At 71.7% G+C, this 26954-nt stretch carries 25 protein-coding genes; 12 read left to right on the plus strand and 13 right to left on the minus strand.

Annotated features, from left to right (window positions below; all coding sequences use genetic code 11):
- Positions 1-148 precede the first annotated feature (148 nt).
- The gene (clpX, locus tag ACWGQ1_RS13270; RefSeq protein ID WP_136030889.1) at positions 149-1417 is read left to right on the plus strand and encodes an ATP-dependent Clp protease ATP-binding subunit ClpX; all 1269 of its coding nucleotides are present in this window, start codon (positions 149-151) and stop codon (positions 1415-1417) included.
- Positions 1418-1441: 24 nt separating this feature from the next.
- On the opposite strand, the gene ACWGQ1_RS13275 is transcribed toward clpX, so the two are convergent.
- The 3 genes from ACWGQ1_RS13275 to ACWGQ1_RS13285 are packed head-to-tail and all read right to left on the minus strand — an operon-like array spanning position 1442 to position 4958.
- Positions 1442-1939 (minus strand): GyrI-like domain-containing protein, encoded by a 498-nt coding sequence (locus ACWGQ1_RS13275; RefSeq protein ID WP_136035768.1) that lies wholly within the window; start codon positions 1937-1939, stop codon positions 1442-1444.
- A 19-nt stretch (positions 1940-1958) separates the two neighbouring features.
- Entirely contained in the window at positions 1959-4010 is a 2052-nt protein-coding gene (locus ACWGQ1_RS13280) for a M3 family metallopeptidase (RefSeq protein WP_452313105.1), read from the minus strand.
- A 9-nt stretch (positions 4011-4019) separates the two neighbouring features.
- Positions 4020-4958: a LysR family transcriptional regulator gene (locus ACWGQ1_RS13285; protein WP_136030896.1), complete on the minus strand. Its 939-nt coding sequence runs from the start codon at positions 4956-4958 to the stop codon at positions 4020-4022.
- Positions 4959-5040: 82 nt separating this feature from the next.
- On the opposite strand from ACWGQ1_RS13285, the gene tdh reads away from it, so the two are divergent.
- From tdh to ACWGQ1_RS13305, 4 genes are all read left to right on the plus strand, one after another.
- Positions 5041-6084: an L-threonine 3-dehydrogenase gene (gene tdh / locus ACWGQ1_RS13290; protein ID WP_136030898.1), complete on the plus strand. Its 1044-nt coding sequence runs from the start codon at positions 5041-5043 to the stop codon at positions 6082-6084.
- Positions 6084-7262 carry a glycine C-acetyltransferase gene (locus tag ACWGQ1_RS13295; RefSeq protein WP_452313106.1) on the plus strand — a complete coding sequence of 393 codons (1179 nt, stop codon included), beginning with the start codon at positions 6084-6086 and terminating at the stop codon, positions 7260-7262. Before tdh ends, ACWGQ1_RS13295 begins: the two co-directional genes overlap by 1 nt.
- A 65-nt stretch (positions 7263-7327) precedes the next feature.
- Positions 7328-7945 (plus strand): ArsR/SmtB family transcription factor, encoded by a 618-nt coding sequence (locus ACWGQ1_RS13300; RefSeq protein WP_366626618.1) that lies wholly within the window; start codon positions 7328-7330, stop codon positions 7943-7945.
- Positions 7942-8160, plus strand: a complete 219-nt coding sequence (locus ACWGQ1_RS13305; protein ID WP_136030905.1) for a hypothetical protein — start codon at positions 7942-7944, stop codon at positions 8158-8160. Before ACWGQ1_RS13300 ends, ACWGQ1_RS13305 begins: the two co-directional genes overlap by 4 nt.
- 70 nt (positions 8161-8230) lie before the next feature.
- Here the strand turns inward: ACWGQ1_RS13305 and ACWGQ1_RS13310 are convergent, their stop codons facing one another.
- Both ACWGQ1_RS13310 and valS read right to left on the minus strand, forming a co-directional pair.
- Positions 8231-8446 (minus strand): hypothetical protein, encoded by a 216-nt coding sequence (locus tag ACWGQ1_RS13310; protein WP_452313107.1) that lies wholly within the window; start codon positions 8444-8446, stop codon positions 8231-8233.
- Positions 8446-11040 (minus strand): valine--tRNA ligase, encoded by a 2595-nt coding sequence (valS, locus tag ACWGQ1_RS13315; RefSeq protein ID WP_452313108.1) that lies wholly within the window; start codon positions 11038-11040, stop codon positions 8446-8448. Before valS ends, ACWGQ1_RS13310 begins: the two co-directional genes overlap by 1 nt.
- A 156-nt stretch (positions 11041-11196) precedes the next feature.
- On the opposite strand from valS, the gene ACWGQ1_RS13320 reads away from it, so the two are divergent.
- Positions 11197-12246: a P1 family peptidase gene (locus tag ACWGQ1_RS13320; protein ID WP_452313109.1), complete on the plus strand. Its 1050-nt coding sequence runs from the start codon at positions 11197-11199 to the stop codon at positions 12244-12246.
- 97 nt (positions 12247-12343) lie between these two features.
- On the opposite strand, the gene ACWGQ1_RS13325 is transcribed toward ACWGQ1_RS13320, so the two are convergent.
- The 8 genes from ACWGQ1_RS13325 to ACWGQ1_RS13360 form a co-directional block, all read right to left on the minus strand.
- Entirely contained in the window at positions 12344-13156 is an 813-nt protein-coding gene (locus ACWGQ1_RS13325) for a serine hydrolase (protein ID WP_136035491.1), read from the minus strand.
- Positions 13153-13989 carry a serine hydrolase gene (locus tag ACWGQ1_RS13330; protein ID WP_136035492.1) on the minus strand — a complete coding sequence of 279 codons (837 nt, stop codon included), beginning with the start codon at positions 13987-13989 and terminating at the stop codon, positions 13153-13155. The genes ACWGQ1_RS13325 and ACWGQ1_RS13330 overlap by 4 nt, the downstream gene beginning before the upstream one ends.
- Positions 13986-14963 (minus strand): S66 peptidase family protein, encoded by a 978-nt coding sequence (locus ACWGQ1_RS13335; protein WP_240744545.1) that lies wholly within the window; start codon positions 14961-14963, stop codon positions 13986-13988. Before ACWGQ1_RS13335 ends, ACWGQ1_RS13330 begins: the two co-directional genes overlap by 4 nt.
- Complete coding sequence (locus tag ACWGQ1_RS13340) at positions 14960-16609, minus strand: ATP-binding cassette domain-containing protein (protein ID WP_136030917.1); 1650 nt, start codon at positions 16607-16609, stop codon at positions 14960-14962. The genes ACWGQ1_RS13335 and ACWGQ1_RS13340 overlap by 4 nt, the downstream gene beginning before the upstream one ends.
- A gap of 1 nt (position 16610) precedes the next feature.
- Positions 16611-17525, minus strand: coding sequence for an ABC transporter permease (locus tag ACWGQ1_RS13345; RefSeq protein ID WP_136030919.1), 915 nt, complete (start codon positions 17523-17525; stop codon positions 16611-16613).
- Positions 17522-18565 (minus strand): ABC transporter permease, encoded by a 1044-nt coding sequence (locus ACWGQ1_RS13350; RefSeq protein ID WP_136035442.1) that lies wholly within the window; start codon positions 18563-18565, stop codon positions 17522-17524. The genes ACWGQ1_RS13345 and ACWGQ1_RS13350 overlap by 4 nt, the downstream gene beginning before the upstream one ends.
- Positions 18566-18637: 72 nt before the next feature.
- Positions 18638-20443 carry an ABC transporter substrate-binding protein gene (locus ACWGQ1_RS13355; protein ID WP_240745286.1) on the minus strand — a complete coding sequence of 602 codons (1806 nt, stop codon included), beginning with the start codon at positions 20441-20443 and terminating at the stop codon, positions 18638-18640.
- Positions 20444-20759: 316 nt separating this feature from the next.
- Complete coding sequence (locus ACWGQ1_RS13360; RefSeq protein WP_452313110.1) at positions 20760-21908, minus strand: M20/M25/M40 family metallo-hydrolase; 1149 nt, start codon at positions 21906-21908, stop codon at positions 20760-20762.
- A gap of 92 nt (positions 21909-22000) precedes the next feature.
- Here ACWGQ1_RS13360 and ACWGQ1_RS13365 point away from each other — a divergent pair, with 92 nt between their 5' ends.
- From ACWGQ1_RS13365 to ACWGQ1_RS13390, 6 genes are all read left to right on the plus strand, one after another.
- Positions 22001-22780 carry a hypothetical protein gene (locus ACWGQ1_RS13365; RefSeq protein ID WP_452313111.1) on the plus strand — a complete coding sequence of 260 codons (780 nt, stop codon included), beginning with the start codon at positions 22001-22003 and terminating at the stop codon, positions 22778-22780.
- Positions 22777-23463, plus strand: a complete 687-nt coding sequence (locus tag ACWGQ1_RS13370) for a MurR/RpiR family transcriptional regulator (RefSeq protein WP_136030929.1) — start codon at positions 22777-22779, stop codon at positions 23461-23463. Before ACWGQ1_RS13365 ends, ACWGQ1_RS13370 begins: the two co-directional genes overlap by 4 nt.
- A complete protein-coding gene (menC, locus tag ACWGQ1_RS13375) occupies positions 23460-24608 on the plus strand; it encodes an o-succinylbenzoate synthase (RefSeq protein ID WP_452313112.1) in 1149 nt (382 codons plus the stop codon). The genes ACWGQ1_RS13370 and menC overlap by 4 nt, the downstream gene beginning before the upstream one ends.
- A 30-nt stretch (positions 24609-24638) precedes the next feature.
- Positions 24639-25529, plus strand: coding sequence for an aminotransferase class IV (locus ACWGQ1_RS13380; RefSeq protein ID WP_452313113.1), 891 nt, complete (start codon positions 24639-24641; stop codon positions 25527-25529).
- A 1-nt stretch (position 25530) separates the two neighbouring features.
- Positions 25531-26643 (plus strand): membrane dipeptidase, encoded by a 1113-nt coding sequence (locus ACWGQ1_RS13385; protein ID WP_452313114.1) that lies wholly within the window; start codon positions 25531-25533, stop codon positions 26641-26643.
- Positions 26640-26954: glutamine amidotransferase-related protein (locus ACWGQ1_RS13390; RefSeq protein ID WP_452313115.1), on the plus strand; the 315-nt coding region annotated here is incomplete at its 3' end. The genes ACWGQ1_RS13385 and ACWGQ1_RS13390, both read left to right, overlap by 4 nt.

The raw sequence follows: 26954 nt of genomic DNA on the forward strand, positions 1-26954 counted from the left end.
GCACGAGGGGCCCCGTCGCGCATCCCGCGGGCGGGGCCCTTCTCGATGCCGGGGCCGCGCGGAAGCGAGTCCGCGCCAATGCGGCCCGGTGTCGCATGCAGCGGTTAGGCTCGAAGGACGATCTCTGATCCCCCATAGGAGGACGCGCATGGCCCGCATCGGTGAAAGCGCTGACCTGTTCAAGTGTTCTTTCTGCGGAAAGAGCCAGAAGCAGGTGCAGCAGCTCATCGCGGGTCCCGGCGTGTACATCTGCGACGAGTGCGTCGAGCTGTGCAACGAGATCATCGAGGAGCGCATGGCGGAGTCGTCCGCCGAGGGCGTCGCCGAGTTCGAACTGCCCAAGCCGCGGGAGATCTTCTCGTTCCTCGAGGAGTACGTGGTCGGCCAGGAGCCCGCGAAGCGCGCCCTCGCCGTCGCCGTCTACAACCACTACAAGAGGGTCCGTGCGCACGGCACCCTGCAGCCGGCGGAGCAGAAGGCCGAAGAGGTCGAGATCGCCAAGAGCAACATCCTGCTCATCGGGCCGACCGGCTGCGGCAAGACCTACCTGGCACAGACGCTCGCCAAGCGCCTCAACGTGCCGTTCGCCGTCGCCGACGCCACCGCGCTCACCGAGGCGGGCTATGTGGGTGAAGACGTGGAGAACATCCTCCTCAAGCTCATCCAGGCCGCCGACTACGACGTGAAGCGCGCCGAGCAGGGCATCATCTACATCGACGAGGTCGACAAGATCGCCCGCAAGGCCGAGAACCCCTCGATCACCCGCGACGTGTCGGGCGAGGGCGTGCAGCAGGCGCTCCTGAAGATCATCGAGGGAACGGTCGCCTCGGTTCCGCCGCAGGGCGGCCGCAAGCACCCGCACCAGGAGTTCCTGCAGATCGACACGTCGAACGTGCTGTTCATCGTGGCCGGCGCCTTCGCCGGGCTGGAGGACATCGTGTCGGCGCGCGTCGGCAAGCACGGCGTCGGCTTCGGCGCCCCGCTGCACGACAAGGGCAAGGACCTCGACCTGTTCAGCGAGGTGCTGCCGGAAGACCTCCACAAGTTCGGCCTCATCCCCGAGTTCATCGGGCGTCTGCCGGTCGTGACCAACGTGTCGCCGCTCGACCAGGCCGCGCTGATCGACATCCTCACCGGCCCGCGCAACGCGCTCGTGAAGCAGTATCAGCGCATGTTCGAGCTCGACGGCGTGCAGCTGGAGTTCGAGGAGGAGGCGCTGCGGTCGATCGCCGACCTCGCGGTGGAGCGCAAGACCGGTGCCCGCGGGCTCCGCGCGATCCTCGAGGACGTGCTCGGCCCCGTCATGTTCGAGATCCCGTCCGCCGACGATGTCGCGAAGGTCATCATCACGCGCGCCGCGGTCGACGAGGGCGCCCCGCCCACCGTGGTGATGGAGCGCAAGCGCAAGAGCGCCTGACCCCGACCGACGCCGGCGGGGCGGTCAACCGACCGGCATGATGAGGTCGGTGCGCAGGTCCTCCGGCGCCGTGTCCGGGTCGGAGACGTACACCTCGATCCAGACGCCGCGCGGATGGAGGTCCGCCTCCGCCGCCCGTGCGACCAGAGCCGCCCATCCGGCCCCGAGACCGTCGTAGGAGCCGAGGACGGTGGTCGCCACCGCGGATCCGGACGGAAGCGTGGATGCGACGATGGCGGTGCCGTCACCGGTGGCGAGGGGGTCGGACGGCGAGGCCTGCACGGGGAACCCGAGCTCGAGATCGAACACACCCATCGGGTCGCCGTGGTAGATCGCCAGTGCCGGACCGGCGGGAAGCAGCGTGCCGGCGGCGAACGCGTCGCCGATGGCGCGATACCCGGAGTCGAAGGCGTCACGGAGATCGGCGAGACGGAGCGCCTCGTGGCGGATGACCGCGAGCGGGACGGGGTCGAGGTCGAGCCGGTCGGCAGGGCCGAACGGGGCGTCGGAGAAGGCGTTCATGTGCTCAGGGTGCCACGGGTCAGCCGTCGAGTCCACGGCGCTTCAGCAGCGGCGCGATCTCGGCGTCGCGGCCGCGGAAGTCGCGATACGCCTCCAGGGGGTCCTTCGACCCGCCGACCCCGAGCAGACGCTCCCGGAAGCGGTCGCCGTTCTCGCGGGCGAGGCCCCCGTTCTCCCGGAACCACTCGACCGTGTCGGCGTCGAGCACCTCGCTCCAGATGTATGAGTAGTACCCCGCGCTGTAACCGCCGGAGAACACGTGCGCGAAGTACGTCGACGAATACCGCGTCGGCACGGCGGGGTCGTCGAGCCCGATGTCTGCCAGCGCCGCGGCCTCGAACCCCGCGACGTCGTCCACGTCGTCGTCGACGGAGAGCCGATGCCAGGCCTGGTCGAGCCAGGCGGCGGCCAGATACTCGCTCGTCGCGTGTCCCTGATCGAACGTCTCGGTCGCCCGGAGGCGGTCGACGATCGCGGGGTCGAGCGGTTCTCCCGTCTCGTGGTGGCGGGCGTAGTTGTCCAGGACCTCGGGCCAGAGGATCCACATCTCGTTGACCTGACTCGGGAACTCGACGACGTCGCGGAACACGTTGGTGCCGGCGAAGTGGGGGTACGTCACCGTCGCGAACAGACCGTGCAGGGCGTGCCCGAACTCGTGGAACAGCGTCGTCACCTCATCGAGCGTCAACAGCGTGGGCTCTCCCTCTCCGGGCTGGGGGACGTTGAGGTTGTTGACCACGACGGGCGCGCTGCCGCGGAGTCGTGACTGGCTGACGATCGCGTTCATCCAGGCGCCGCCGCGCTTGGAGTCGCGGGTGTAGAGGTCGAGCACGTAGAGGCCGAGCGGGGAACCGTCGGCGTTGCGCACCTCGAACACCCGGGCTCCGGGGTGGTAGGCGACCAGGTCGTCGCGCTCGCGGAAGGTGACTCCGTACAGCCGGGTCGCCGCGAAGAACACGCCGTCCTGCAGCACGCGCTCCGCCTCGAACCAGGGGCGCAGCGCAGCCGTGTCGATGTCGTAGCGGGCGGTGCGCACCTTCTCGGCGTAGAACGCCCAGTCGTGCGCCTCGACCGGGAAGGGAGCGGGCTCCGACTCGTCGACCAGCGCCTGGAGCGCCGCGCGCTCGGCGCGCGCGTTGCGGGCCGACGGAGCAGCCAGCCGGCGCAGCATCCGCTCGACCGCCTCGGGAGAGCCCGCCGTCTCGTCGGCTGTGACGTATGCCGCGTGCGAGGGGTGCCCGAGAAGTGCGGCGCGCTCGGCCCGCAGGCGCACGATCTCGCGCAGGACCGGACGGTTGTCGTTCGCGTTGTCGCGCGAGCCCCGGGCGCGCGACGCGGCCAGGACGCGCCGCCGGGACTCCCGCACGCCGAGGCGGGCCAGGGCGGGATGGCCGGTGAACAGCGGCAGGGTGAGGAGGTACCGGCCGTCGAGCCCGCGGTCGGCGGCGGCGCGGGCGGCCGCGGAGAGCTCGCCCTGGCTGAGGCCGTCGAGCTCGGCCGCGGAGTCGAACACCACGGCGAGGTCGTTCGTGTCGCCCAGCAGGTTGCGCTCGAAGGTGTTGGTGAGCACGGAGAGCCGCTGGTTGAGGGCCGTGAGCTCGGCTTTGGCCGCGTCGTCGAGGCCCGCGCCCGCGTGCGTCATCTCGCGGTGGTACCGCTCCACCAGGTAGCGCTGCTCGGGGTCGAGGGGCAGAGCATGGCGCTGCTCGTGCACGCGTTCGACGCGCCAGAAGAGGGCCGCGTCGAGGGTGATCGCGTCCTGGTGCGCGGCCATGAGCGGCGCGAGCTGCTCGTCGATCTCCTGGATCTCCGGTGTCGCGTCGGCCGAGCTGACCGTGTAGAACGTGTGCGCCACGCGGTCGAGCAGCTCCCCGGACCGCTCGAGCGCCTCGATCGTGTTCTCGAACGTGGGCATCGATCGCACCCGCGTGATGTTCGCGACCTCGGCGAGCTGCGCCGCGAACCCGGCCTGGAACGCCGGGAGGTAGTGCTCGGCGCGGATCGCCCGGTAGTCCGGCAGTCCGAAGGGAAGGGACGACGGCTGGAGGAGCGGGTTCGTGGCGTCGGTCATTCCCCGAGCCTAACGACCCGTGCCGAGCGCATCGTCGGCCTCGGTGCGCAGCCCGACCATCACGGCGCGCAGCGCGTCGACGACCACGCGGACGGACCGCCGGCGCAGGTTCTCCGGCCGCGCCAGGACGTCGATCATGCGGTGCGTGCTCACGCCACGCAGCGGGATGCGCACGATGTCACGGTCGTCGACGCTGCGCGACGTGAAGCGCGGCAGCATGCCGAGCACCCCGCCCGCGGCGACGACGGCGGACACGGCGCCGTAGTCGTTGATGCGGTGGAGCACGTCGACCGGGCGCCCCGCGACGGCCGACACGGCGCGCAGCACGTCGTCGGGGGAGTAGCCGGTGCGGCTGGTCACCCAGCGCTCTGCCGCCACGTCGGCGGGCTTCAGGCTCGACCGCGTGGCGAGGGGATGATCGGCGGCGACCGCCACGTCGAGCGGCTCGCGCACGAGCGTGACACTGCGCACACCCGCCGTTGGCCACGGATCGGAGTGCTCCATGCGATGCGCGAGCACCAGGTCGTACCGGGAGGTGAGGGCGGGGAACTCGCTCTGGGCGACATCTTCGTCGGTGAGCTGCACGGTGGGCGCGGCATCCAGCGCGGACAGCTCACGCAGCAGCGGCCCGAACAGCGCCTGCCCGACGCTGTGGAAGCCGCTGAGGCTCACCACGCCCGTCGCCGCCTCCTCGAAGTCGTCGAGGGCGTGCCTCGCGGCGGCCATCGCGTCGATCGCCTCGGTGCCCGCCGCGGCCAGGACCTCTCCGGCCGCAGTGAGCACGAGCGAGCGTCCCTCGCGACGGGTGAGCGGTGTGGGGAACGCCCGCTGGAGGGCGGCGAGCTGCTGCGACACCGCGGACGGCGTGACGCGCAGGGCCTCGGCGACCGCGGTCACACTCCCGAGGGCGCCGAGCTCGCGGAGGATCTGCAACTGGTGGAGCTCCATCGCGATAGTTTAGCCAGAACTACAGGGACGATGCAGGATCTGCCGATTGTTCTACAGCGATGGATGCGCTGAGATCGAAGACATGAAGGCTTTGTTCAAGGAGGAGCCGGGCGCCGGACTCACCCTCGTCGACCGCCCCGAACCGACGGCCGGACCGGGAGACGTGGTCATCCGCGTGCTGCGGACGGGTATCTGCGGCACCGACCTGCACATCCACCGCTGGGACGACTGGGCGGCCTCCGCCATCTCGACCCCGCTCATCCCCGGACACGAGTTCTACGGGGAGGTCGTGGAGGTCGGGCCCCTGGTGCACGACATCGTCGTCGGGGACCGCGTCTCCGGAGAGGGGCACATCGTGTGCGGCACCTGCCGGAACTGTCGCGCGGGGCGCCGGCAGATGTGCATCCGCACGATCGGTCTCGGGCTGCAGCGCGACGGGGCGTTCGCGGAGTACCTGTCGCTGCCTGCCGCGAACGTCTGGGTGCACCACGCCGACGTGACCCCGGAACTCGGGGCCGTCTTCGACCCCCTCGGCAACGCCGTGCACACGGCCCTGACGTATCCGCTGGTCGGTGAGGACGTGTTGGTGACCGGGTGCGGCCCGATCGGCCTCATGGCGATCGCGGTGGCGCGGCACGCCGGTGCGCGTTTCATCGCCGCGACCGATGTGAGCGCACCGCGGTTGGAGATGGCGCGGCGCATGGGCGCGGACGAGGTGGTCGACGTGTCGCAGCGCGACGTGCGCGACGCCCAGCGCGTGCTCGGCATGCGCGAGGGCTTCGACATCGGCTTCGAGATGAGCGGCGCGGCGTCGGCCCTCCCGGCCATGATCGACAACATGAACCACGGCGGACGGATCGCGATGCTCGGGCTGCCGAGCGCCGGCTTCGAGATCGACTGGGGCAAGCTCGTCACGCACATGCTCACGATCAAGGGCATCTACGGCCGCGAGATGTTCGAGACGTGGAACGCCATGGGCGCGATGCTGCAGACCAGCGCCGCGCTGCGCGAGGCGATCGGCCGCGTGATCGCCGACGTCGTGCCGGCGCGCGAGTGGGAGCGCGGCTTCGCGGCCGCGGAATCGGCGGGAACGGGCAAGATCATCCTCGACTGGACGGAGCTGTGATGTACGGAGACTTCAAGACTCATGTGGCGGCGGAGCTCGCCGGGATCGAGGAGGCCGGGCTCACCAAGCGCGAGCGCGGCATCCGCGGACCGCAGAGCGCGGAGATCACGGCCGACGGGACGCCCGTGCTGAACTTCTGCGCCAACAACTACCTCGGCCTCGCGGACGACCCCCGGATCCTCGCGTCGGCCACCGCCGCGCTGCAGGAGTGGGGATACGGGCTCGCGAGCGTCCGCTTCATCTGCGGCACCCAGGAGCAGCATCTGGAGCTGGAGCGGCGCCTGGCGGACTTCCTCGGGACGGCCGACGCGATCCTCTACTCGTCGTGCTTCGACGCGAACGGCGGGGTGTTCGAGACGCTCTTCTCGGCGGAGGACGCGATCATCTCGGACGAGCTCAACCACGCGTCGATCATCGACGGGATCCGGCTCTCCAAGGCGCGGCGCCTGCGCTACCGCAACCGCGACATGGCCGACCTGGAGGAGCAGCTGCGGGCGGCGGCCGATGCCCGGTTCCGGGTGGTCGTGACCGACGGCGTGTTCTCGATGGACGGCTACATCGCGCCGCTGGCCGAGATCTGCGACCTCGCCGAGCGGTATGACGCGCTGGTGTTCGTGGACGATTCCCACGCCGTCGGGTTCGTGGGCGAGCACGGCCGCGGCACTCCGGAGCTGTGCGGGGTGTCGGACCGCGTCGACATCTACACCGGCACGTTCGGCAAGGCGCTCGGCGGCGCCTCGGGCGGGTACGTGGCCTCCCACGCCGACATCGTGGCGCTGCTGCGACAGCGGTCGCGCCCCTACCTGTTCTCGAACACGCTGGCCCCCGCGATCGTGGCGGGAACCCTGACGGCGCTCGACCTCGTCGAGGGATCCGCCGAGCTGCGGGCGCGACTGCGCGAGAACGCGGCGCTGTTCCGGCGCCGGATGACCGAGGAGGGGTTCGAGCTGCTGCCGGGGGAGCACCCGATCGTCCCGGTGATGTTCGGCGATGCGGCGAAGACGGCGCGGATCGCCCAGGCCATGCAGGAGCGGGGCATCTACGTGACCGCGTTCAGCTTCCCCGTCGTCCCGCGCGGGCTCGCGCGCATCCGCGTGCAGCTGTCCGCCGCGCACACGCCGGAGCAGGTGGAGGAGTGCGTCGCCGCGTTCGTGGCGGCGCGTGACGCGGTGGGCTGACGGGAGCGGATCCGGATGCAAAGAAACTCTTGCAAAGAATCGTTTGCAAGGGTATCTTTGCACTCATGACCGAACAGACCCAGGTGCGAACGCTCGACGCCGGAGCGCTGAAGGCCCTCGCCCACCCGCTTCGCGTGAAGATCTTCGACCTGCTCGCCTCGCGCGGCCCCCAGACCGCGAGTTCCCTCGCCGCGCTCGTGGGGGAGACCTCGGGTTCCACGAGCTATCACCTGCGCGCCCTCGCCGCGCACGACCTCATCCGCGAGGTCGAGGGCCGCGGCACCGCCAGGGAGCGCTGGTGGGAGCGGCCGAAGGGGCGCATCGACGTGCCGGGCCCGGACGACATGACCTCGCCCGCGAACCGCGCCGCCGCGCAGATCGTGACCTCCGAGTTCTTCCGGCTGCGGCACGAGACGCTGATGTCGTACCTGAACCGACCGGCGTCCGAGGTTCCCGACGGGTGGGGTGACGTGGGCATCACGCTCACCACGCACCTCGACGTGACCCCCGCCCAGGCTCTCGCCCTGCGCTCGGAGCTGGAGGCCGTCATCGAGTCGGCGATCGAGCGGTACCGCGGCCAGACCGGGCCGGACGTGCGGCGGGTGTCGGTGCGCGCCGAGCTGTTCGACCTGCCGACGCCGCCGTCCGCGGCGGGTGCGGCCGAGCCGGGGTCCGCATCATGACCGCCGCCACGCTGCACCTCTCCGCCCCCACGCGCACGGAGCGGGGGCTGCTGCGCCTCGCCGACCGCCTCACCGGACTCGTCGAGCATCGCGTGGCCGAGCGCGCGCGGCGCCGCCAGCTCGCCCTCGACCTGCTGGCGGAGCAGCAGGCTCGCCGCCACGACCCGCACGCCGTGGACCACCTGCTCGCCCAGCTCGGGGCGCCGCGCCGCTGACGGCCCCTGCCACGGACGCGAGAGCCCCGGATCCGCAGAGGATCCGGGGCTCTCGTCGCACGGAGGCTGCTCAGTCCTCGAACGGACGCGCCATCACCTCGCCGGACGCCGTCTGCACGACCTCCCAGCCCGCGTCGAGCTCGGCGAGCGCCCGGCCCTCCAGCCAGGTGAGCGTCCAGTGTCCGGTGAGCCCGCGGGCCTCGACCTCGGCGATCGCGGGGCGCAGCGCCTCCGGGACCGACGCGGGCGGCTGCGTGCCGGTGGCCCAGCGGGTGCCGAGCTGCATCACGACGCCTCGACCGGGGCGAGCTCGATCGCGGTCACCGCGAACTCCTCGGCCTCGGCGAACTCGAGCTCGGCGATGCGGCCGACCGCGCGGAGGTCGTCGGCGGCGGCGCGCAGCGCGTCGAGCTTCGCGGCAGGGGCAGCGATCGCCGCGCGCGCCACCGGGGTCTTCTGCGACGCCTTCGCCTCGGTCTTCGCACGACGGATGCCGATCAGGGCCTCGCTCGCGGCGGCGAGCACCGCGGCGTCGCCCTCGATGCCCAGCGGCTCCGGCCACGCGGCGGTGTGCACGGAACCCTGCTCAAACCACGACCACGCCTCCTCGGTCGCGAACGACAGCACGGGCGCGAGCAGACGCAGGAGCGTGGACAGCGCCAGGCGCAGCGCCAGTGCCGCCGACGCCTGTCCCACGTCGTTCTGGTTGTACGCCCGCTCCTTCACCAGCTCCAGGTAGTCGTCGCAGAACGTCCAGAAGAACGCCTCGGTGAGCTCGAGCGCGCGCGCGGCGTCGTAGCGGTCGAACGCCGCGGTCGCCTCCGCCACCACGGCGTCGAGGGCCGTGAGCATCGAGGCGTCCAGCGCGTGGGTGACCTGCGCGCCCTCCGGCACCGGGAACGACAGCACGAACTTCGCGGCGTTGAGCACCTTGATGGCCAGGCGCCGCCCGATCTTCACCTGGGTCGGATTCTGCGGGTCGAACGCGGCGTCCATGCCCAGTCGGCTGGAGGCCGCCCAGTACCGCACCGCGTCGGAGCCGTGCGCGTCGAGCACGTCGGCCGGGGTGACCACGTTGCCCTTCGACTTCGACATCTTCTTGCGGTCCGGGTCGACGATGAAGCCGGAGATCGCGGCGTTCTTCCACGGGGCCCTGCCGTCTTCCAGCGTGGAGCGCAGCATGGTGGAGAACAGCCAGGTGCGGATGATGTCCTGCCCCTGGGGACGCAGGTCGAACGGGGCCGTGAGCTGCCACAGCTCCTCGTCGCGCTGCCAGCCGCCGGCGAGCTGCGGCGTGAGCGACGACGTGGCCCACGTGTCGAGGATGTCGGCCTCGGCGTCGAACCCGCCCGGCACGCCGCGCTGGTCTTCCGTGTACCCGGCCGGCACGTCGGTGGTCGGGTCGATCGGCAGGCTCGCGGCGTCGGGGACGAGCACGCGGTCGTAGTCGCGGTCGCCGTTCTCGTCCAGCGCGTACCAGAGGGGGATCGGCACGCCGAAGAAGCGCTGCCGGGACACGAGCCAGTCGCCGGTGAGACCGCCGACCCAGTTCTCGTACCGCACGCGCATGAAGTCGGGGTGCCACGCGAGCTCCTGCCCGTGCGCGAGCAGCTGGTCGCGCAGCTCGCCGTCGCGGGCGCCGTTGCGGATGTACCACTGGCGCGTGGACACGATCTCGAGCGGACGGTCGCCCTTCTCGAAGAACTTCACGGCGTGCTGGAAGGGCTTGCCGACCGCGGTCAGGTCGCCCGTCTCCTGCAGCTTCTCGACGATCGCCTTGCGGGCGCTGAACACGGTCTTGCCGGCGACCTCGGCCGCGTACCAGGCGCGGGCGTCGGCGTCGGCCACGAGAGACGGAGCCTCCGGGAGGAACCGGCCGTCGAGGCCGATCGTGGTCATGTTCGGCAGGTCGCGACCATCGGTCGTGCGCAGCTCGCGCCACCAGACGATGTCGGTCACGTCGCCGAAGGTGCACACCATGGCGGCACCGGTGCCCTTGTCGGGCTGGGCGAGGTGGTGACCGTGGATCTCGATCTCGGCACCGAAGAACGGGGTGCGCACCTTCGTGCCGATCAGGTGCTTGTGCGGGCCCTCGGGGTGGGTCACGATCGCGATGCACGCGGGGAGGAGCTCCGGACGCGTGGTGTCGATCGCGATCGAGCCGGAGCCGTCCGCGAAGGGGAACTCGATCGTGTGATACGCGGCCTGCTGGTCGCGGTCCTCGAGCTCGGCCTGCGCGATGGCGGAGCGGAAGTCGATGTCCCACAGCGTCGGCGCGAGGGCCTGGTAAGCCTCGCCCCGGTCGATGTTGCGCAGGAACGCGAGCTGGCTCTGGCGGATCGTGTCGTCGGAGATCGTGCGGTAGGTCTGCGTCCAGTCCACGCTCAGGCCGAGCTGCCGGAACAGTGCCTCGAACTGCTTCTCATCCTCGATCGTGAGGCGCTCGCACAGCTCGATGAAGTTGCGCCGGCTGATGGGCTGCTGGTCGGCCGCACGGCTGGACTTGTTGTCTCCGCCCTCGAACGGCGGGGTGAAGTCGGGGTCGTAGGGGAGCGAGGGGTCGCAGCGCACGCCGTAGTAGTTCTGCACGCGGCGCTCGGTGGGCAGGCCGTTGTCGTCCCAGCCCATCGGGTAGAACACGGTCTTGCCGCGCATCCGCTCGTACCGCGCCTTGACGTCGGTGTGGGTGTACGAGAACACGTGCCCGATGTGCAGGCTGCCCGAGGCGGTGGGCGGAGGGGTGTCGATCGAGTACACGCCCTCACGGCCGAGTTCCGCGGCGCGCAGACGGTCGAACAGGTAGGTGCCCTGCTCCGCCCAGGCGGCGTCCCACTTCGCTTCGAGACCTTCGAGTGCGGGCTTGTCAGGGATGGCGGACATGGAGGTCTCCTCGAGCGATGTATGCGGCACTGTGTGAGCGTGCCTGAGTGTGGGTGGTGCCGCCCAGTCTACCGAGCGTGCGGGCGGGTCGCTCGACCGCGGCGGGCGCTCGGCGCGGCGCGGACCCGCACCCGCCGCGACTGGGAGGATCGGAGCATGACATCGCCGTGGTCCTCGTCCACCCGTCCCCGGCTCGCCGACCTCGGCGTCGCGGCCGGAGCCTTCGCGCGCGGTGCGGAGAACACGATCACCGACGTCCCCGGGGTGCGGGTCGGCCACGCCACGCTGCACGGCGACGGTCTGCACACGGGGGTCACGGCGATCGTGCCGGACGCGCTCACCGCGCGGCGCCGCAGCCTTCCCGCGAACCTCTCCGTGGGCAACGGCTACGGCAAGCTCGTCGGTGCCACGCAGCTGCGCGAGCTCGGCGCGCTGGAGACGCCGATCCTCCTCACGTCGACCCTGTCGGTGTTCCGCGTGGCCGACGCGCTGCTCGGGCACCTGCTGGCGACACCCGCGCACGCGCACACGACGACGCTGAACCCGGTGGTGGGGGAGACGAACGACGGGTTCCTCTCGGACATCCGTCGGCGGGCCGTGGGCGAGGAGCAGGTGGTCGCGGCACTGGAGGCGGCGGCGTCCGGTCCCGTCGCGGAGGGTTGTGTCGGTGCGGGTGCCGGGACGGTCGCCCTCGGCTACAAGGGCGGCATCGGCACGGCGTCGCGGGTGGTCGACGTGGCCGGCGCCCCGTGCACGCTCGGCGCGCTCGTGCAGACGAACTTCAGTGGCACGCTGCGCATCGCCGGGGTGCCCCTGCCTGCGGAGGAGCTGCTCGCGGACGACCCTGCGGAGCCGGTCGGGAACTCCTGCATGATCGTCGTCGCCACCGATGCGCCGGTCGACGGCCGCCAGCTCGGGCGCGTGGCCAACCGCGCCGTGTTCGCGATGCGGGGCGTCGGTGCCGACTACGCGCAGGGCAGCGGCGACTACGCCATCGCGTTCTCCGTGCACGACCCGGCGACGGGCGGGCTCGCGGCGGACGACGAGCTCTCGCCGCTGTTCGCCGCGACGATGGACGCGGTCGAGGAGGCGCTGATCAACTCCGCGCTGTCCGCAGAGACCACCGTGGGCCCCGAGGGGCGGACGGCGCACGCGGTGCCGATCGATCGGGTGCGCGAGCGCCTGGCGCGCGCCGGGGTCGTCTGACCGGCGTTCACGACCCGGGGGGAAACGTCGCCGTGGAGGACGGATGCGCGACGTGTCACGGCAACCGCGCCCGGATGTCGTGCGGTGCGAGCGGTGCTCAGTCGGCGAGCGCGGCGTGGATGCCCTCGCCGATCCGGCGCATGGCCGCGAGCACCGGGCCGCGGCCGTCCGCACCGCTGTTCCAGGTGGCCAGCACGGCGTAGGCGATGCGCCGGGTGGGCGACATGACGAGGCCCGTGTCGGCGCGGACCCGCGAGATTGTGCCGGTCTTGTTCAGCAGCCACACGCCGCGGTCGAAACCCCAGTGCGCGAGCGGGTCGAGCTCGAACGCCGAGGCGACCATCGACAGGTCCATGCCGGCACCGAGCCACCGCCGCAGCGTGTCGGCCGACGCGGGAGAGAGATCGGCGCCGTCGGCGAGCCGCGACATGAAGCGCACGAGCTCCGCGGCGTTCGCGTGCGACAGCGTCCGGGGAGCGCCGGGCGGGATCGGCCACCGCACGATGTCGTCGAGCGCGGAGGCGGTGTAGCCGAGCGCCCGGGTGTGCTCCTGCACCACGGGGATGCCGATCACGCGGCCCAGGGTGTTGGTGGCGGCGTTGTCGCTCACCGCGCCGATCAGCGCCGCCACGTCGTACAGCGACAGCTCGTCGGCCTGCAGCAGGTACCACAGCCCCGAGTCCTCGATGGCCTCCACGGGGCGCCGGGTCACGCGCTCCTCCAGCGTGCGGGTGCCCGCGTCGACCTCGGCGAGCAGCCGGTGCAGCAGGAAGATTTTGCCCACGCTCGCGGTGTCCTGCACGGCCTCGGGGTCGTGGCGCAGCAGCACCTCGCCGGTGTCGACGTCCTGCACGAGCACCGACCACACGGTGCCGTTCCCGCTCGGCAGCTCCACGTCGATCGCGCTCATGCGTCCCCTCCGTCGTCGCGCGGGCGTCCGGTCACGTGCGCCCGGATGAGCTCGCCGACCGCGCGCATGCCGTCGAGCACGGGCGCTCGCAGATCGGTGCCCGCGGTCTTCCAGTTCGCCGCGACGGCGTAGGCGACCGCGCCCTCCGGGCCGCGCAGCAGTCCGACGTCCACCCGCGCGAAGCCCACGCTGCCGGTCTTGTGACGCAGCACCAGGCCCTGGTACTCGGCCTCGACGTGCGCGAGGGGGTCGAGCAGGAACGCGTCGGCGGTCATCGACGTGTCGGTGTCGGCGGCCAGCCAGTCCAGCACGCGCGCACTCACGGCGGGGGAGAAGACCTCGCCGGCGCCGAGCCGCCGCATCACGTCGGACAGCTCGGCCGCGGTGCCGAACGACGGCGTCCACGGCAGGTCGGGCGTGCGCTCGTTGCGGATGTAGTCGTGCAGCGCGGTGTCGCGGTAGCCGAGCTCCGGGGCGACCGCGCGGACGGCGTCGAGTCCGCAGAGGTGGAGGAGCGCGTTCGTGGCGAGGTTGTCGCTCACGGCGCCGACGAGGAGTGCCGCGTCGTGCACGGTGACGCGCTGGTCGTGCATCCGGTACAGCAGCCCCGAGTCCTCGACACGGTGCTCGTCGGGGATGTCGATGCGCGCGTCCGCCGCGAGCGTCCCGTCCTCCAGCCGCCGGGCGACCTCGATGAGCAGGAAGATCTTGCCGATGCTCGCGGTCTCGCACTGCACGTCCGGGTCGTGCTCGGCCAGGGTCGCCCCGGTGTCCGCGTCGAGCAGCCGGACGGACCAGGTCGCCCGGGGGTCGAGCGGGGGGAGGGCGATCATGCCGGCAGCCCGACCGTGAGGCGCGGCTCGTCCCCGGTCGCGTCGAGCACCCCGTCCACGCCGAGCGGGATCGTGAGCGCGTGCGGGTCGTGGCCGAAGCCCTGCTCCCACAGCACCGGCACCCCGCGGTCTTGGAACTCGTCGCGCATCAGGGCGTGCACGAGCTCGAGGTCGCCGCACTCGTGCCAGGAGCCCAGCACGATGCCCGAGGCCTGGGCGAGCCGCCCGGCCCGGCGCAGCTGCGTCACGAAGCCGTCCAGCCGGTACGGCTCCTCCGTGATGTCCTCGAGGAACAGGATGCCCGGGGCGGCGACGGCGGCCTCCGGCGCCCCCAGTCCCGCCGCCAGGAGGCTGAGGTTGCCGCCGGTGAAGCGTCCCTCCGCCCGGCCCCGCGTCATGATCTCGGTCTTCGGGCCGATGAGCTCGCGTCCGCGCCAGGGCTCGAACAGCCAGCGCTGCACGTCGTCGCGCACGGTCGGCGAGTCGCGGAACACGTTGTTGCCCGCCATCGGACAGAACAGCGTGGCGACGCCGAGGTGCGCGCGCCAGGTCTCGTGCAGCGCGGTCACGTCGGACGAGCCGGTGAGCAGCTTCGGCCGTCCGTCGCGCCGGAGGGCTCCGCGCCGCATGGCCGCCCAGTCGATGCCGTCGAGCAGCCGCAGGGCGCCGTAGCCGCCGCGGGCCGTGACGACCGCGTCGACCTCGGGGTCCAGCCAGGCGGCCACGAGGTCGGCGCGGCGCAGGTCGTCGGGGCCGGCGAGGTAGGAGGCGCGCGGGTGCGGCGTGAGCACGTGCTCTCCCACCCTCACGTTCAGGCCCCACGACTCGTAGTAGTCGACGGCGCGCTGCGTGTTCTCCTCGTTGCCGGGGCCCGAGGGCGACACGATCGCCACGGTGTCGCCCGGTCGCAGCGGCGCGGAGTCCAGGTAGGGCGAGTCCGTGCCGATCGCGGTGCCCTCCATCGTGTCGGTCATGCGGTCCTCTCCTCGATGCGCGGTGCCGCAGAGAGCAGGTGCCGCGTGTACTCGTGCTGCGGGTTCAGCAGCACCTCCTCCGTGGGGCCGTGCTCCACGATCTGCCCGTGGTACATGACGGCGACCGTGTGGGCGATGTTCCACGCGAGCCCGAGGTCGTGCGTGATGACGAGTGCCGAGAGCCCGAGGCGGCGGCGCAGGTCGAGCAGCAGTCCCAGGATCTCGCCGCGCACCGAGGCGTCGAGCGAGGCTACGGGTTCGTCGGCGATCAGCATCTGCGGCTGCACGGCCAGGGCCCCGGCGATCACGACGCGCTGCCGCTGACCGCCGCTGAGCTCCTGCGGGATCGCGCCGAAGTACTGCTCGGGCGGCGTCAGCTCGGCGTCGGCGAGGCTCTGCGCCACGCGCTCGCGCTCGTCTCCGGGGTAGCGCTGCACGCGCAGGCCCTCGGCGACCGACTCGTACACGCTGTGCTTGGGGTTGAGCGCCGCCCACGGGTCCTGCAGCACCAGCTGCACCTGCGAGCGGAACTGCGCGAGCGCCCGGCCCTTCGCCGCGATCGGAGAGCCCTCGAACAGGATCTGCGACCCCGGGTCGGCGGGCTGCAGTCCCATGAGGGCGCGGGCGAGGGTCGACTTGCCCGAGCCGGACTGGCCGACCAGCGCCACGATCTCGCCGCGCCGCACCGCGAGGTCGACGTCGCGCACCGCGTGCACGGGGCGGCCGCCCGAGCGGTAGGTGACGTTGAGGCCCTTCGCCTCCAGCAGCACCTCGTCGCCGTGGACGATCTCCGGCACGTCGTCCGCGTCGCGTCCGTGCCGGGTCACCGGCGCCATGCGGGAGGCGGGGTCGCCGATGGTGGGGAACGCGTCGGCGAGCTGGCGCGTGTACGCCTGCTCGGGCGTCGTGCACACCGCGTAGCTCTCGCCGACCTCGACCAGCTCGCCGTTGCGCATGATCGCGATGCGGTCGCACGCGGTCGCGAGCACCGACAGGTCGTGGCTGATCATCAGCATCGAGATGCCGCGCTCGGCGACCAGCCGGGAGATCATGTCGAGGATCTGCTTCTGCACGATCACGTCGAGCGCGGTGGTGGGCTCGTCCGCGATGATCACCTCGGGGTCGCACGCGAGAGCCATCGCGATCATGACGCGCTGCCGCTGCCCGCCGGAGAGCTCGTGCGGATACGCCTCGCCCTTCTGCGGCGGAAGGTCGACGACGTCGAGCAGCTCGCGCACCCGTTCCTTCCGCGCCTTCTCGGTCTTCCAGCGATCGGAGGCGTGCAGCTCCAGCGCCTCGTTCAGCTGCCATGCGACCGTGCGCACCGGGTTCAGCGAGTGCATCGCGCCCTGGAACACGATGGAGGTCTGCGCCCACCGCACGGCGCGCAGCTGTCCGAACGACAGCGTCGCCACGTCCTGGTCGCCCAGCAGCACGCGTCCGCTGAGTCGGGCGTTGCGGGGGAGCAGGCGCAGCACGCTCATCGCGAGGGTGCTCTTGCCCGACCCCGACTCGCCGGCGATGCCGAGGGTCTGCCCGGCGGGGAGGGTGAGGGAGACGTTGCGCACCGCGGCGACCTCGTCGCGGCCGGAGCGGCCGGAGGTGCGGTAGGTGATGGAGACGTCGTCGAAGATCAGGTCGGGCATCTCAGCGGCTCCTCAGCGTCGGGTTGGTGATGTTCTCGACCGCGCGGCCCATCACGGTGAAGGCCAGCACCACGAGCACGATCGCGATACCGGGCACGAGCACGTACCACCAGTAGCCGCTGGTCGCGGCGGAGACGTCCATCGCGTTCTTCAGGATCGAGCCCCAGGACTGCAGGGTCGTGTCGCCGAGGCCGAGGAACGCCAGCGTCGACTCGGAGATGATCGCGGAGCCGACCGTGAGGGTCGTGTTCGCGAGCACGAGCGGCAGCACCCCGGGCAGCAGGTGCTTGAGGATGATGTGCCAGTGGCCGGCGCCGAGCGCCCGGGAGCGCTCGATGTAGTCGCGCGACTCGACCGACAGCGTCTGCGCGCGCACCACGCGGGCCGTGCCCGCCCAGGAGGTGAGGCCGATGGCGATGATGATCGTCCACACTCCGCGGCTCAGCACCGACGACAGCACGATCGCGAGGATCAGCGACGGCAGCACCAGGAAGAAGTCGATGATGCGCATCATGAGGCCGCCGAAGAAGCCGGTGAAGTGTCCGGCGGCGATGCCGACGAGCGTGCCGATGATCATCGACATCGCGGTGGCGGCGAGGCCGACGAGCAGCGACACCCTGGCGCCCCACACCATGCGCACCCAGATCTCGCGACCCTGGTGGTCGGTGCCCAGCGGGTGCTCCCACGAGGGCGGGGCGAACCGCTGCACGTCGACGAGCTTCGTCACGTCGAGCATGCTCGCGGGGGCGATGACGGGCGCGAAGATCGCGACGAGCGCCACGATGATGAGGAAGACGAGCCCCACCATGCCGGCGCGGTGGTGCGCGAACTCCCGGCAGAAGCCGGTGAAGGCGACGCCGCGGCGGTGCCATGCCAGGGCGCGGGGCGAACGGATGGTCGGGGATGCCGTGGTCATGCGCGCCTCACCCTCGGGTCGAGCTGACGGTAGATGAGGTCCGCGATGAGGTTCATCACGATGATGATCGTGGAGAACACCACGAAGGTGCCCTGCAGGAGCGGGAGGTCGGGGCCGGAGATCGCCTCGAACGTGAGCTTGCCGAGGCCGGGCCAGGAGAACACCGTCTCCACGGTCACGGCTCCCGCGATCAGGCCGCCGATGTGCATGAACACGAGGGTGACGGTGGGAAGCAGCGCGTTCGGCACGGCGTGGCGGCGGCGCACGAGGTCTTCGCGGAGGCCCTTGGCGCGTGCGGTGGTGAGGTAGTCGGCGCCCATCTCCTCCAGGAGCGAGCTGCGCATCACCATGAGGTACTGCGCGTACACCACGGCGACCATCGTGATCACCGGCAGCACCATGTGCGAGATCACGTCGAGCACGATGCCCACCGGGTCGGTCGGCGGGTTGGGAGACACCATGCCGCCGGTGGGGAACCAGTGCAGCGTGCCGCCGAAGATCATCAGCAGCAGCAGGGCCAGCCAGAACGTCGGCACCGACCAGAACACGAGCGAGGTGCCGGAGACGATGCGGTCGAAGGTGGAGCCGTGCTTCCACGCCGCCTTCTGGCCGAGCCACAGGCCGAGCGCGATCGCGATCACCGCCGCGGTCCCGGTGAGCAGGATCGTGTTCCAGAAGTACTGGCCGATCAGCTCGGACACCGACGTGCGGTACACGTAGCTCGTGCCGAAGTTGAGGGTGAAGACGTTGCCGAGGTAGTCGAAGAACTGCTGCCACAGCGGCTTGTTCAGGCCGAGCTGCTCACGCAGCTGGTCGGCCTGCTCGGCGCTCATGCCGCGTTCGCGGGCGATCGAGGCGACCGGGTCGCCGGGCAGGATCTTGAAGGCGAAGAATCCGAGGAGGATCACCATCGCGAGGCTGATGGCCGCGCCGCCGAGCTTGCCGAGGATGTACCGGAGGGCGCCGACGCCGGTCGGCTGCTCTTCGGCGGCCGCGCTCGTGGCGATGGCCGAGGTGGAGGGGGGTACCGCGTTGGACATGGGGGTCTCCTTGCTGCGGAGCCGGAGACGTCGCGGGGGCGGGCTATCGCCGCCCGCGACGTCTCGCGGGGCTCATTCGACGTCGGCGATGTTGCGGCGTCGGATCAGGAAGAAGACCAGGGCGCCCACGACGATCACTCCCACGACGACTCCGCCGATGATGAGGCCCGTGTTGGTGCCCGTGCCGCCGGCCGTCGCGCCCTCGACCGGCTCCACGGTCAGGTAGCCCCAGTAGCCGGCCTGGTTGGCGATGATGCCGCCGTCCTTGGGCTGCAGGGTGAACCCGGTGAAGCGGTCGGAGCGGTACGCCTCGAGCGAGTTGGCGTACCAGGTGGCCACCTGCGCGGTGTCGGTGTAGTTCAGCGCGAGCATGTCGTGCACGATCTCCTGCCGCTTCTCCTCGTCGATCTCGGAGCGCTGCTGGGCGTACATCTCGTCGAACTCGGGGTTGCAGTAGCCGTCCTGCGTGGTGCCGCCGGTGCCGTCGGTCGCGGTCGGCAGGTTCATGCAGGTGTTGATGCCGAGCTGGTAGTCGGGGTCGGGGTTGACCGACCAGCCGCTGAAGTACAGGTCGTAGTCGCCGGACGTGGCCTTCGCGCTGATGGTGTCGGAGTCGGTGGACTCGACCGTGATCTCGATGCCGATGTCCTTCATCCACGGCACGAAGAAGTCGGAGATGGACTGCTCGTTCGCGTCGTCGGCATCGATCAGCAGGCGCAGCGCGAGACGCTGCCCGTCCTTCTCGCGGATGCCGTCGGCCCCGGGCGTCCAGCCGGCCTCGTCGAGCTTCGCCTGCGCGGCCTCGGGGTCGAAGCCGACGATCACGTCGTCGTCCTCCGACAGGTGCCACTTCGGGAAGGACGCGGGGATGAAGCTCGTCGCCAGCGTGCCCTCGCCGTCGAGCACCTTGTCGAGCAGGGTCGCGGTGTCGGTGCCGAGGCGGATGGCCTGGCGCACCTCGAGCTCCTTGAGCGCGGCGTTGCCGGTGCCGTAGGGGACGTTGTCGCGGGTCTGCTGGCCCACGTTGATGCTGATCGAGTGGTAGCGGCGGCCCTCACCGGAGTGGGTGGTGACGCCGTCGACGCCGTCGAGCGCCTCGAACTGGGTGGGGGTGAGACCGGTGACGAGGTCGACGTCGCCCGCCTTGAGGGCCTGCACCTGCGCGTCGGAGTTCGTGTAGTACACGTACTGGATCGCGTCGATCTTGGGGGCGCCGCGCCAGAAGTTCTCGTTCGCCTTCAGGGTGATGGACTGGTTGGCGGAGTAGCTGTCCAGCACGAACGGGCCGGAGCCGACGACCTCGGAGTCGTTGGCGAACGTGGTCGGGTCGTCGACCTTCTCCCAGATGTGCTTCGGCACGATCGGGATCTCGGAGCCGGGGTTCGGGGCCTGCGGGGTCTTCAGGGTGATGACGACGGTCTTGTCGTCGGGCGTCTCGACCGTGTCGAAGTTCGACACCAGGTTGCCGTTGGCGGTGCCCAGCGCGGGCACCGTGAGCATCTGGTCGTACGTGTACTTCACGTCGGCGGAGGTGATCGGCTCGCCGTCGGACCACACCAGGTCGTCCTGCAGCGTGAAGGTCCAGGTCTGGCCCCCGTCGGTGGCCTCCCACGAGTCCGCCAGACCCTTGGTCGGGGAGCCGTCCTCAGCGTCGTTCTGCACGAGCGACTCGTACACGTACCGGATGATGTTGGTCGGCGTGAGGTAGATCGAGATGAACGGGTTGAACGTGTCGACGAACCCGGACGTCGCGATGCGCAGCGTGGTGTCCGATGCGGGGGATTCGGTGGCGGCGCTCGCGGTCTGCGCCTGGGCGGCACCGACCGGCGCGGCGACGAGAAGCGCGGTCGCGATCGCGGCGGCGGTCAGACTTCGCACTGATTTCGAGCGGGGGGCAAGACGCATGGAAGAAGTCCCTTCGGGCGCCGCCCGGATCCACGATGAAGCCGGGTCGGTGGAGACCATGCAAGCGGAAGTCGGGCCCGGGGTCAAGAGATTCGATGCGTATCGCGGAAGAAAAACTGCGGTCGTGGAGAAGACCCCCCGGCGCCGTTCGGGTGTAACACGGCGGAAACACGGGGCTGCCAGGATGCGCACGTGCGGGAACCGCCGAGACGGCGTCGCATCGTCACCGTGGAGATCCGGAACGTATCCTCGCCAGGGGTCCCGGGGCACGCGAACGGGAATCGTATCGTCAGTCCGCGGCGATCGTGAGCACGGCACGCAGGAGCGCGACCCGGTCGTGCAGGGAGGAGCGCAGGAAATGCTCGTCCACCGCGTGCGCGCCCCCGCCCCGTGGCCCGAAGCCGTCGACGGTCGGCAGCCCGAGCCCGCCCAGCAGGTTGGTGTCCCCGGCGCCCGCGGCCGGACGACCCTCGATGCGCTGACCGACACCGGCCGCCGCTTCGGAGATCTGCTCCAGCAGGGCGGCGTCCTGCGCGGAGGCCCGCCAGGCCGGCCGCGCGCTGAGCACCTCCGCCGTCACGGTCGCGCCCTCGCGCACCGGGTGCAGCGCGGCCAGGGCGTCGAGCACCCGGCGTTCGGTCTCGGGATCCGTGAAGCGCAGGCCGATCTCCGCCGCCGCCTCCGCCGGCACCACGTTCGTGCGGGCTCCTCCGGCGATCGTGCCGACGTTGCACAGCACCGGACCGGGCAGGGCGGGATCCGCGACGATGCGTCGCACCGCGAGCAGCTGGTCGACGAGTTCGTCCACGGCCGAGATCCCGTGCTCCGGATCGAGGGCGGCGTGGGCGGCGCGCCCGGTGACCGAGAGGCGCACCCGCGCGCTGCCGCGACGGCCGACCTTGAGGGCGCCGTCGGGGTGCGGCGACTCGAAGCCGATCGCCGCCGCGGTCCCGCGCGCGCGTGCGGCCAGCAGCGGCCCGGACACGGGGGAGCCGATCTCCTCGTCGCACACGAGCACCACCCGCACGGCCCGGCGCCGCTCGACCGCCAGCGGCTGGAGGGTGCGCAGAGCCTCGAGCATCACCGCGATCCCGGCCTTCATGTCGTAGGCGCCCGGTCCGCGGACGACGTCGCCGTCCTCCACCCAGGGCACCTCGCCGTCGAGGGCGCCGACGGGCCACACGGTGTCGGTGTGCCCGATGAACAGGAGCGGATCGCCCGTGCCCGGCACGTCGATCACCAGGTCGGTCCCGGCGCTCGTGGGCTCGCGGCGGACGGTGCCGCCGATGGCCTCGAAGCGGGCGCTCAGGACGTCGGCGATGCGGGCGCTGGCGGCGGTGTCGCGGCTCGGCGACTCGATCGACACGAGCTCGCGCACGAGTGCGATGATGTCGTCAGAAGAGTGGTCCGCGTGCTGCGCCGCCGGAGAAGTGGTCACAGTTACGAACCGTATCTGCCTCTTGATCCCCGTGCAAGCCGCCGATAACATCGCTCAGAGCAGCAGGACTCTTCAATCTTAGGAAACGTATCGTGCCTCATTTCTCCGTGGCCGCTGACGCGGGCATCGGCTACGGCTGTCGGGAGCTGACCCAGTACACCGAGTTCCGAGAGGCCGCGGCGCTGTACGCCAGGGTGTTCGCCTACACCGAGAGCGAGTACGCGCTGAACGCCAACCTGCTCACCGCGCTCGCCCGCAACGGCGGTTCGGCGATCGGGGCCTTCGCCGACGACGGCGCGCTCATCGGATTCGCCTACGGCTTCGCCGGGTGCGACACCGACGGCACGCTGTTCCACTACTCGCAGGCGGCCGCCGTCGAGGCCGCCCAGCAGGGCCGCGGCGTCGGTCAGGCCCTCAAGCTCGCGCAGCGCGCGGTCGCCCTCCGGTGGGGGCAGCGCACCATGCGCTGGACGTTCGACCCGCTGCTGTCGCGCAACGCGCACTTCAACCTCAGCTCGCTCGGCGCCGTCGGCATCGCGTTCGAGCGCGACTACTACGCGCGCCCCGACACCGACCGGCTCGTGGTCTCGTGGGACCTCACCGCCACCCCGTCTCCGCGTGCCACGCCGCCGTCCGCCCCGGCGCTCGGGCCGGACGACTGGGGTCGCGCGGTCGCCGCACCGGACGGCACCTGGATCGCGATCCCCGTGCACCCCGGCCGCCTGAGCCCGGCCGAGCGCGAGGCGCTGCGCCGCGACCTCGAGCGCAGCATGACCGGGGTGTTCCACCGCGGGGAGGTCCTGGTGGCGGCGATGCGCCTCGACGATCAGACGGCGGTCTACCGCGCGACACCAGGGGAGGGCCCGGCATGAGCGACCACCACCACGAGGACCGCGACCTCGTCTCACCGCGCGACCGCTTCGGCGAGCGCATCCGCACCAACCAGTCGGCCGAGAGCATCCAGGCGCGCATCATCGAGACCGAGCAGCGCACCCTCGCGCAGACGTTCGAGGAGCTCAGCCGCTCGGCGCAGGTGCCGCAGGCGGCCGCGCTCCTGCTCGGCGCCCGCCGTCGCTACGTCGCGGGCGAGGGCAAGGCCGCCGCGTACGCGCAGCTGCTCACCGCCGATCTCTCCGCCACGCTGTCCAACGTGTTCCTCGTGGACGGGCACGCGCTGCAGCCGCTCACCGTGCTGACCGATGTGCGCGCCTCCGACGTGCTGATCGCGTTCTCCCTGCGGCGCTACCGCGAGGAGACCGTGCGGCTCGGACGGCTGTTCCACGAGGCGGGCGGACAGCTCGTCGTGATCACCGACAGCGAGGACGCGCCGCTGGCACCGATCGCCACGTCGCTCATCCGCGTGCGCACCGGGTCGGCGTCGTACGCCGACTCGCCGACCCCGGTCGCGGCGGTCTGCCACCTGCTCAGCGCCCTGACCACGGCGAGCGCGAAGGGTGCGCGTCGCCGCCTGGCCGAGCGCGACCGGCTCGTGGCGCGCCTCGGCCTCTACGGCCCGGAGCAGCCGCGGCCGCGCAGCGAGGAGGGCGGCGCGTGAAGATCGACCGCATCCGCCTGTTCACGCTGCGCCAGCCGCTGCGGCACAGCTTCGAGACCAGCTCGCACCGCAAGTCCGGCATCGAGCACATCCTCGTCGAGGTCACCGACGCGGACGGGCGCACCGGCTGGGGGGAGATCGCGTCCCCGAGCGACCCCTACTTCGGCGCGGAGACCACGGTGACCGCGTGGGAGATCGCCACGCGGTACCTGGTCCCCGCCCTGCTCGGAGCGACCGGCGACGACCCGGCCGACCTGGAGTCGACGTGGTCGCGCGTGCGCGGACACGAGTTCGCGAAGGCGGGATTCTCCGGCGCGGTGTGGGACCTGTACGCCCGCACGCACGGCATCGCGCTCGCCGCGGCGCTCGGCGGCACCAGGGACGAGGTGGTCGCGGGGGTCTCGCTCGGCATCGAACCGTCGATCGACGAGCTCCTCGCGCAGGTCGAGCTGCAGCGCGCGGCCGGCTACCCGCGGGTCAAGCTCAAGATCGCGCCGGGGTGGGACGTGGAGCCCGTGCGGGCCGTGCGCGCCGCCCACCCCGACCTCGACCTCCACGTCGACGCCAACGGCGCCTACCCGGACGACGACGGGGCGGCCGCGGTGTTCGCGCGCCTCGACCGCGAGGGGCTCACCATGATCGAGCAGCCGTTCGGCCCCCGCGAACTGGTGGCCCACGCGGAACTGCAGGCGCGCCTCGACACGGACGTGTGCCTGGACGAGTCGGTCGTGGCGCTCGGCGACCTGCGCGCCATGATCCGTCTGGGCGCCGGGCGCATCCTCAACATCAAGGTCTCGCGGATGGGCGGGCTCGGGGTGGCACGCGCCGCGCACGACATCGCGCTCAACGCCGGCATCCCCGTGTGGTGCGGCGGCATGCACGAGTTCGGCGTCGGCAGGGCCGCGAACGTCGCGGTGTCGTCGTTGCCCGGCTTCCTGCTGCCCTCCGACGTGTCCGGATCGGACAAGTACTACGAGAGCGACATCATCGAGCCGCCCGTCACCGCTCAGGCGGGGCGTGTGCGGGTGCCGACCGGGCCCGGCCTCGGCCATGAGGTGCAGGTGGCGCGCATCGAGCGCGACGCCGCGCGGGTGTACGACTCCGCGGCGTCCGACGTGCGCGACACCGCCCTCACGCTCGGCTGACGGCCCCGGACCGCTGCGAGGAGTGGACCCATGCGCGCACTGCTGCTGTACCGGCTGGAGCTGTCCCCGGACACCGACCCCGCGGACGCCGTCGTCGAGGTGGACCCCGCGACCCCGATCATCCGCGCCACCGACCTGGGGGTGACCCGCGGGGACGGCGTGTTCGAGACCGCGGTCGTGCGCCACGGCGTGCCCCAGGCGCTGGAGGCGCACCTGCACCGGCTGGAACGGTCGGCTGCGCTGCTCGAGCTGCCGGCGCCGTCGCTCGACCGCTGGCGCACGGCCGTGCGCAGGGCGGCCGCCGCGGTGTCGCGACCCGGGGTGCTGCGCGACGGCGAGATCGCCTCGATCAAGTTCGCCATGACCCGCGGGGATGAGCTCGACCACGCGGGACCCACCGGCTGGGTGCTCGGCTTCGCGGGCGCCGACCCCTCGACCGTGCGCGCCGCGGGGGTCACCGCGGTGGTGCTCGACCGCGGGTACCGGCACGACGTGATGCACACGGCGCCCTGGCTACTGCAGGGCGCGAAGTCGCTCGCCTACGCGGTCAACCAGGCGGCGCTGCGGGAGGCGGCACGCCGCGGTGCGGACGACGTGGTGTTCGTCAGCGCAGACGGGTTCGTGCTGGAGGGGCCGCGGTCGACCCTGATCGCCCGCATCGACGACGCCCTGGTCACCCCGCCGCCGGAGTTCGGCGTGCTGCCGGGCACCACCCAGGGGGATGTGTTCGCGGGGCTCGCCGACCGCCGCACCGCGATCGTGCCCGTGACGCGGGAGGATCTGCGGCGGGCGGATGCCCTGTGGCTGTGCTCCAGCACGCGCGGTGCAGTGCCGGTGCGCGCCCTCGACGGCGCGGCCCTGGCGATCGACCATGAGCTCACCGCGCGGATGAACGCGGTGCTGGATGCACGGGAGGACTGACATGACCGGCGAGGGACGGACTCTGGACGGGGTGTTCGACGGGCACAACGACCTGGCCTGGGCGAGCAGGACGCTGCTCGGGTACCGGGTGGACGAGCTGGCCGGGCCGGTCGCGGCCACTCAGACCGACCTTCCGCGGCTGGACGCCGGGGGCGTGGCGGCCCAGTTCTGGTCGGTGTGGGTCGACCCGGTGCTGGAGGGTGCGGAGCAGGTGGTGGCGACGCTGGAGCAGATCGACTTCGTGCACCGGCTGGTGGACGCCCACCCCGATCGGCTCGCCTTCGCCCGGACCGCGGCGGACGTCAGGGCGGCGATGGCCGAGGGGCGCATCGCCTCGCTGATCGGCATCGAGGGCGGCGACCAGCTCGGCGGCTCGCTCGCGGTGCTGCGCCAGTTCGCGCGGCTCGGTGCGCGCTACCTGACTCTGACGTGGTCGCGCACGATCGCCTGGGCGGATTCCGCGACCGACGAGGCGCGCCACGGCGGACTGACGGAGTTCGGGCGGGAGGTCGTGCGCGAGCTGAACCGCATCGGCGTGCTGGTCGACCTGTCCCACGTGGCGCCGAGCACGATGCGCGACGCGCTCGCGATCACCACGCGGCCCGTGATCGTGAGCCACTCCGGAGCGCGCGCGCTGTGCGACCATCCGCGCAACGTGCCGGACGACGTGCTCGCGGCCATCGGTGCGCAGGGCGGCGTGGTGATGGTGCCGTTTGTGCCGACGTTCCTGTCGCAGGCCAGACGCGACTGGTGGGAGGCGGGCGGTGCGGGCGAGGCCCCGGCGGTCGGGGTGAGCGACGCGGCCGATCACCTCGACCACGTCCGGCGCGTCGCGGGTGCGCACGCGGTCGGTATCGGCGCCGACTACGACGGTTCCGATGCGATGCCCGACGGTCTCGGCGACGTCTCGTGCTACCCGGCTCTGTTCGCCGAGCTCCGGCGACGCGGCTGGTCGGAGGAGGACCTGGCCGCGGCCGCCCACGAGAACGTGCTGCGCGTGCTCGCCGCCTCCGACCCCGACCACGAGGCGTTCCTCGCCGGCCGCGCGGGGTCTCCGGCCCCCGCGGCGCTGGTGCCTGCGGTCGACACCACCGCGCGAGAGGGGGCGGAATGAGCGCCCGTGTGCTCGTGGTCGTGAACTCCGCCAGCTCGGGCCCGCGACGTCTGGGTGCGTGGCTCACGGAGCGCGGCCTCGACGTCCACCCGGTCGTGGGAGCGCAGGAGCCGCTGCCGACCTCGCTCGACGGCTACGCGGGGCTCGTGCTCCTCGGCGGGGGACTCATGCCCGACGACGACGACCGCGCGCCGTGGCTGGCGGCCGAGCGCGCGCTCGCCGCCGAGGCGATCGCCCGCGATTTTCCGACACTCGGCATCTGCCTCGGCGGTCAGCTGCTCGCGCACGTGGCGGGGGGTGAGGTGCGGGCC

Source organism: Microbacterium sp. NPDC055599 (genome assembly GCF_053618975.1).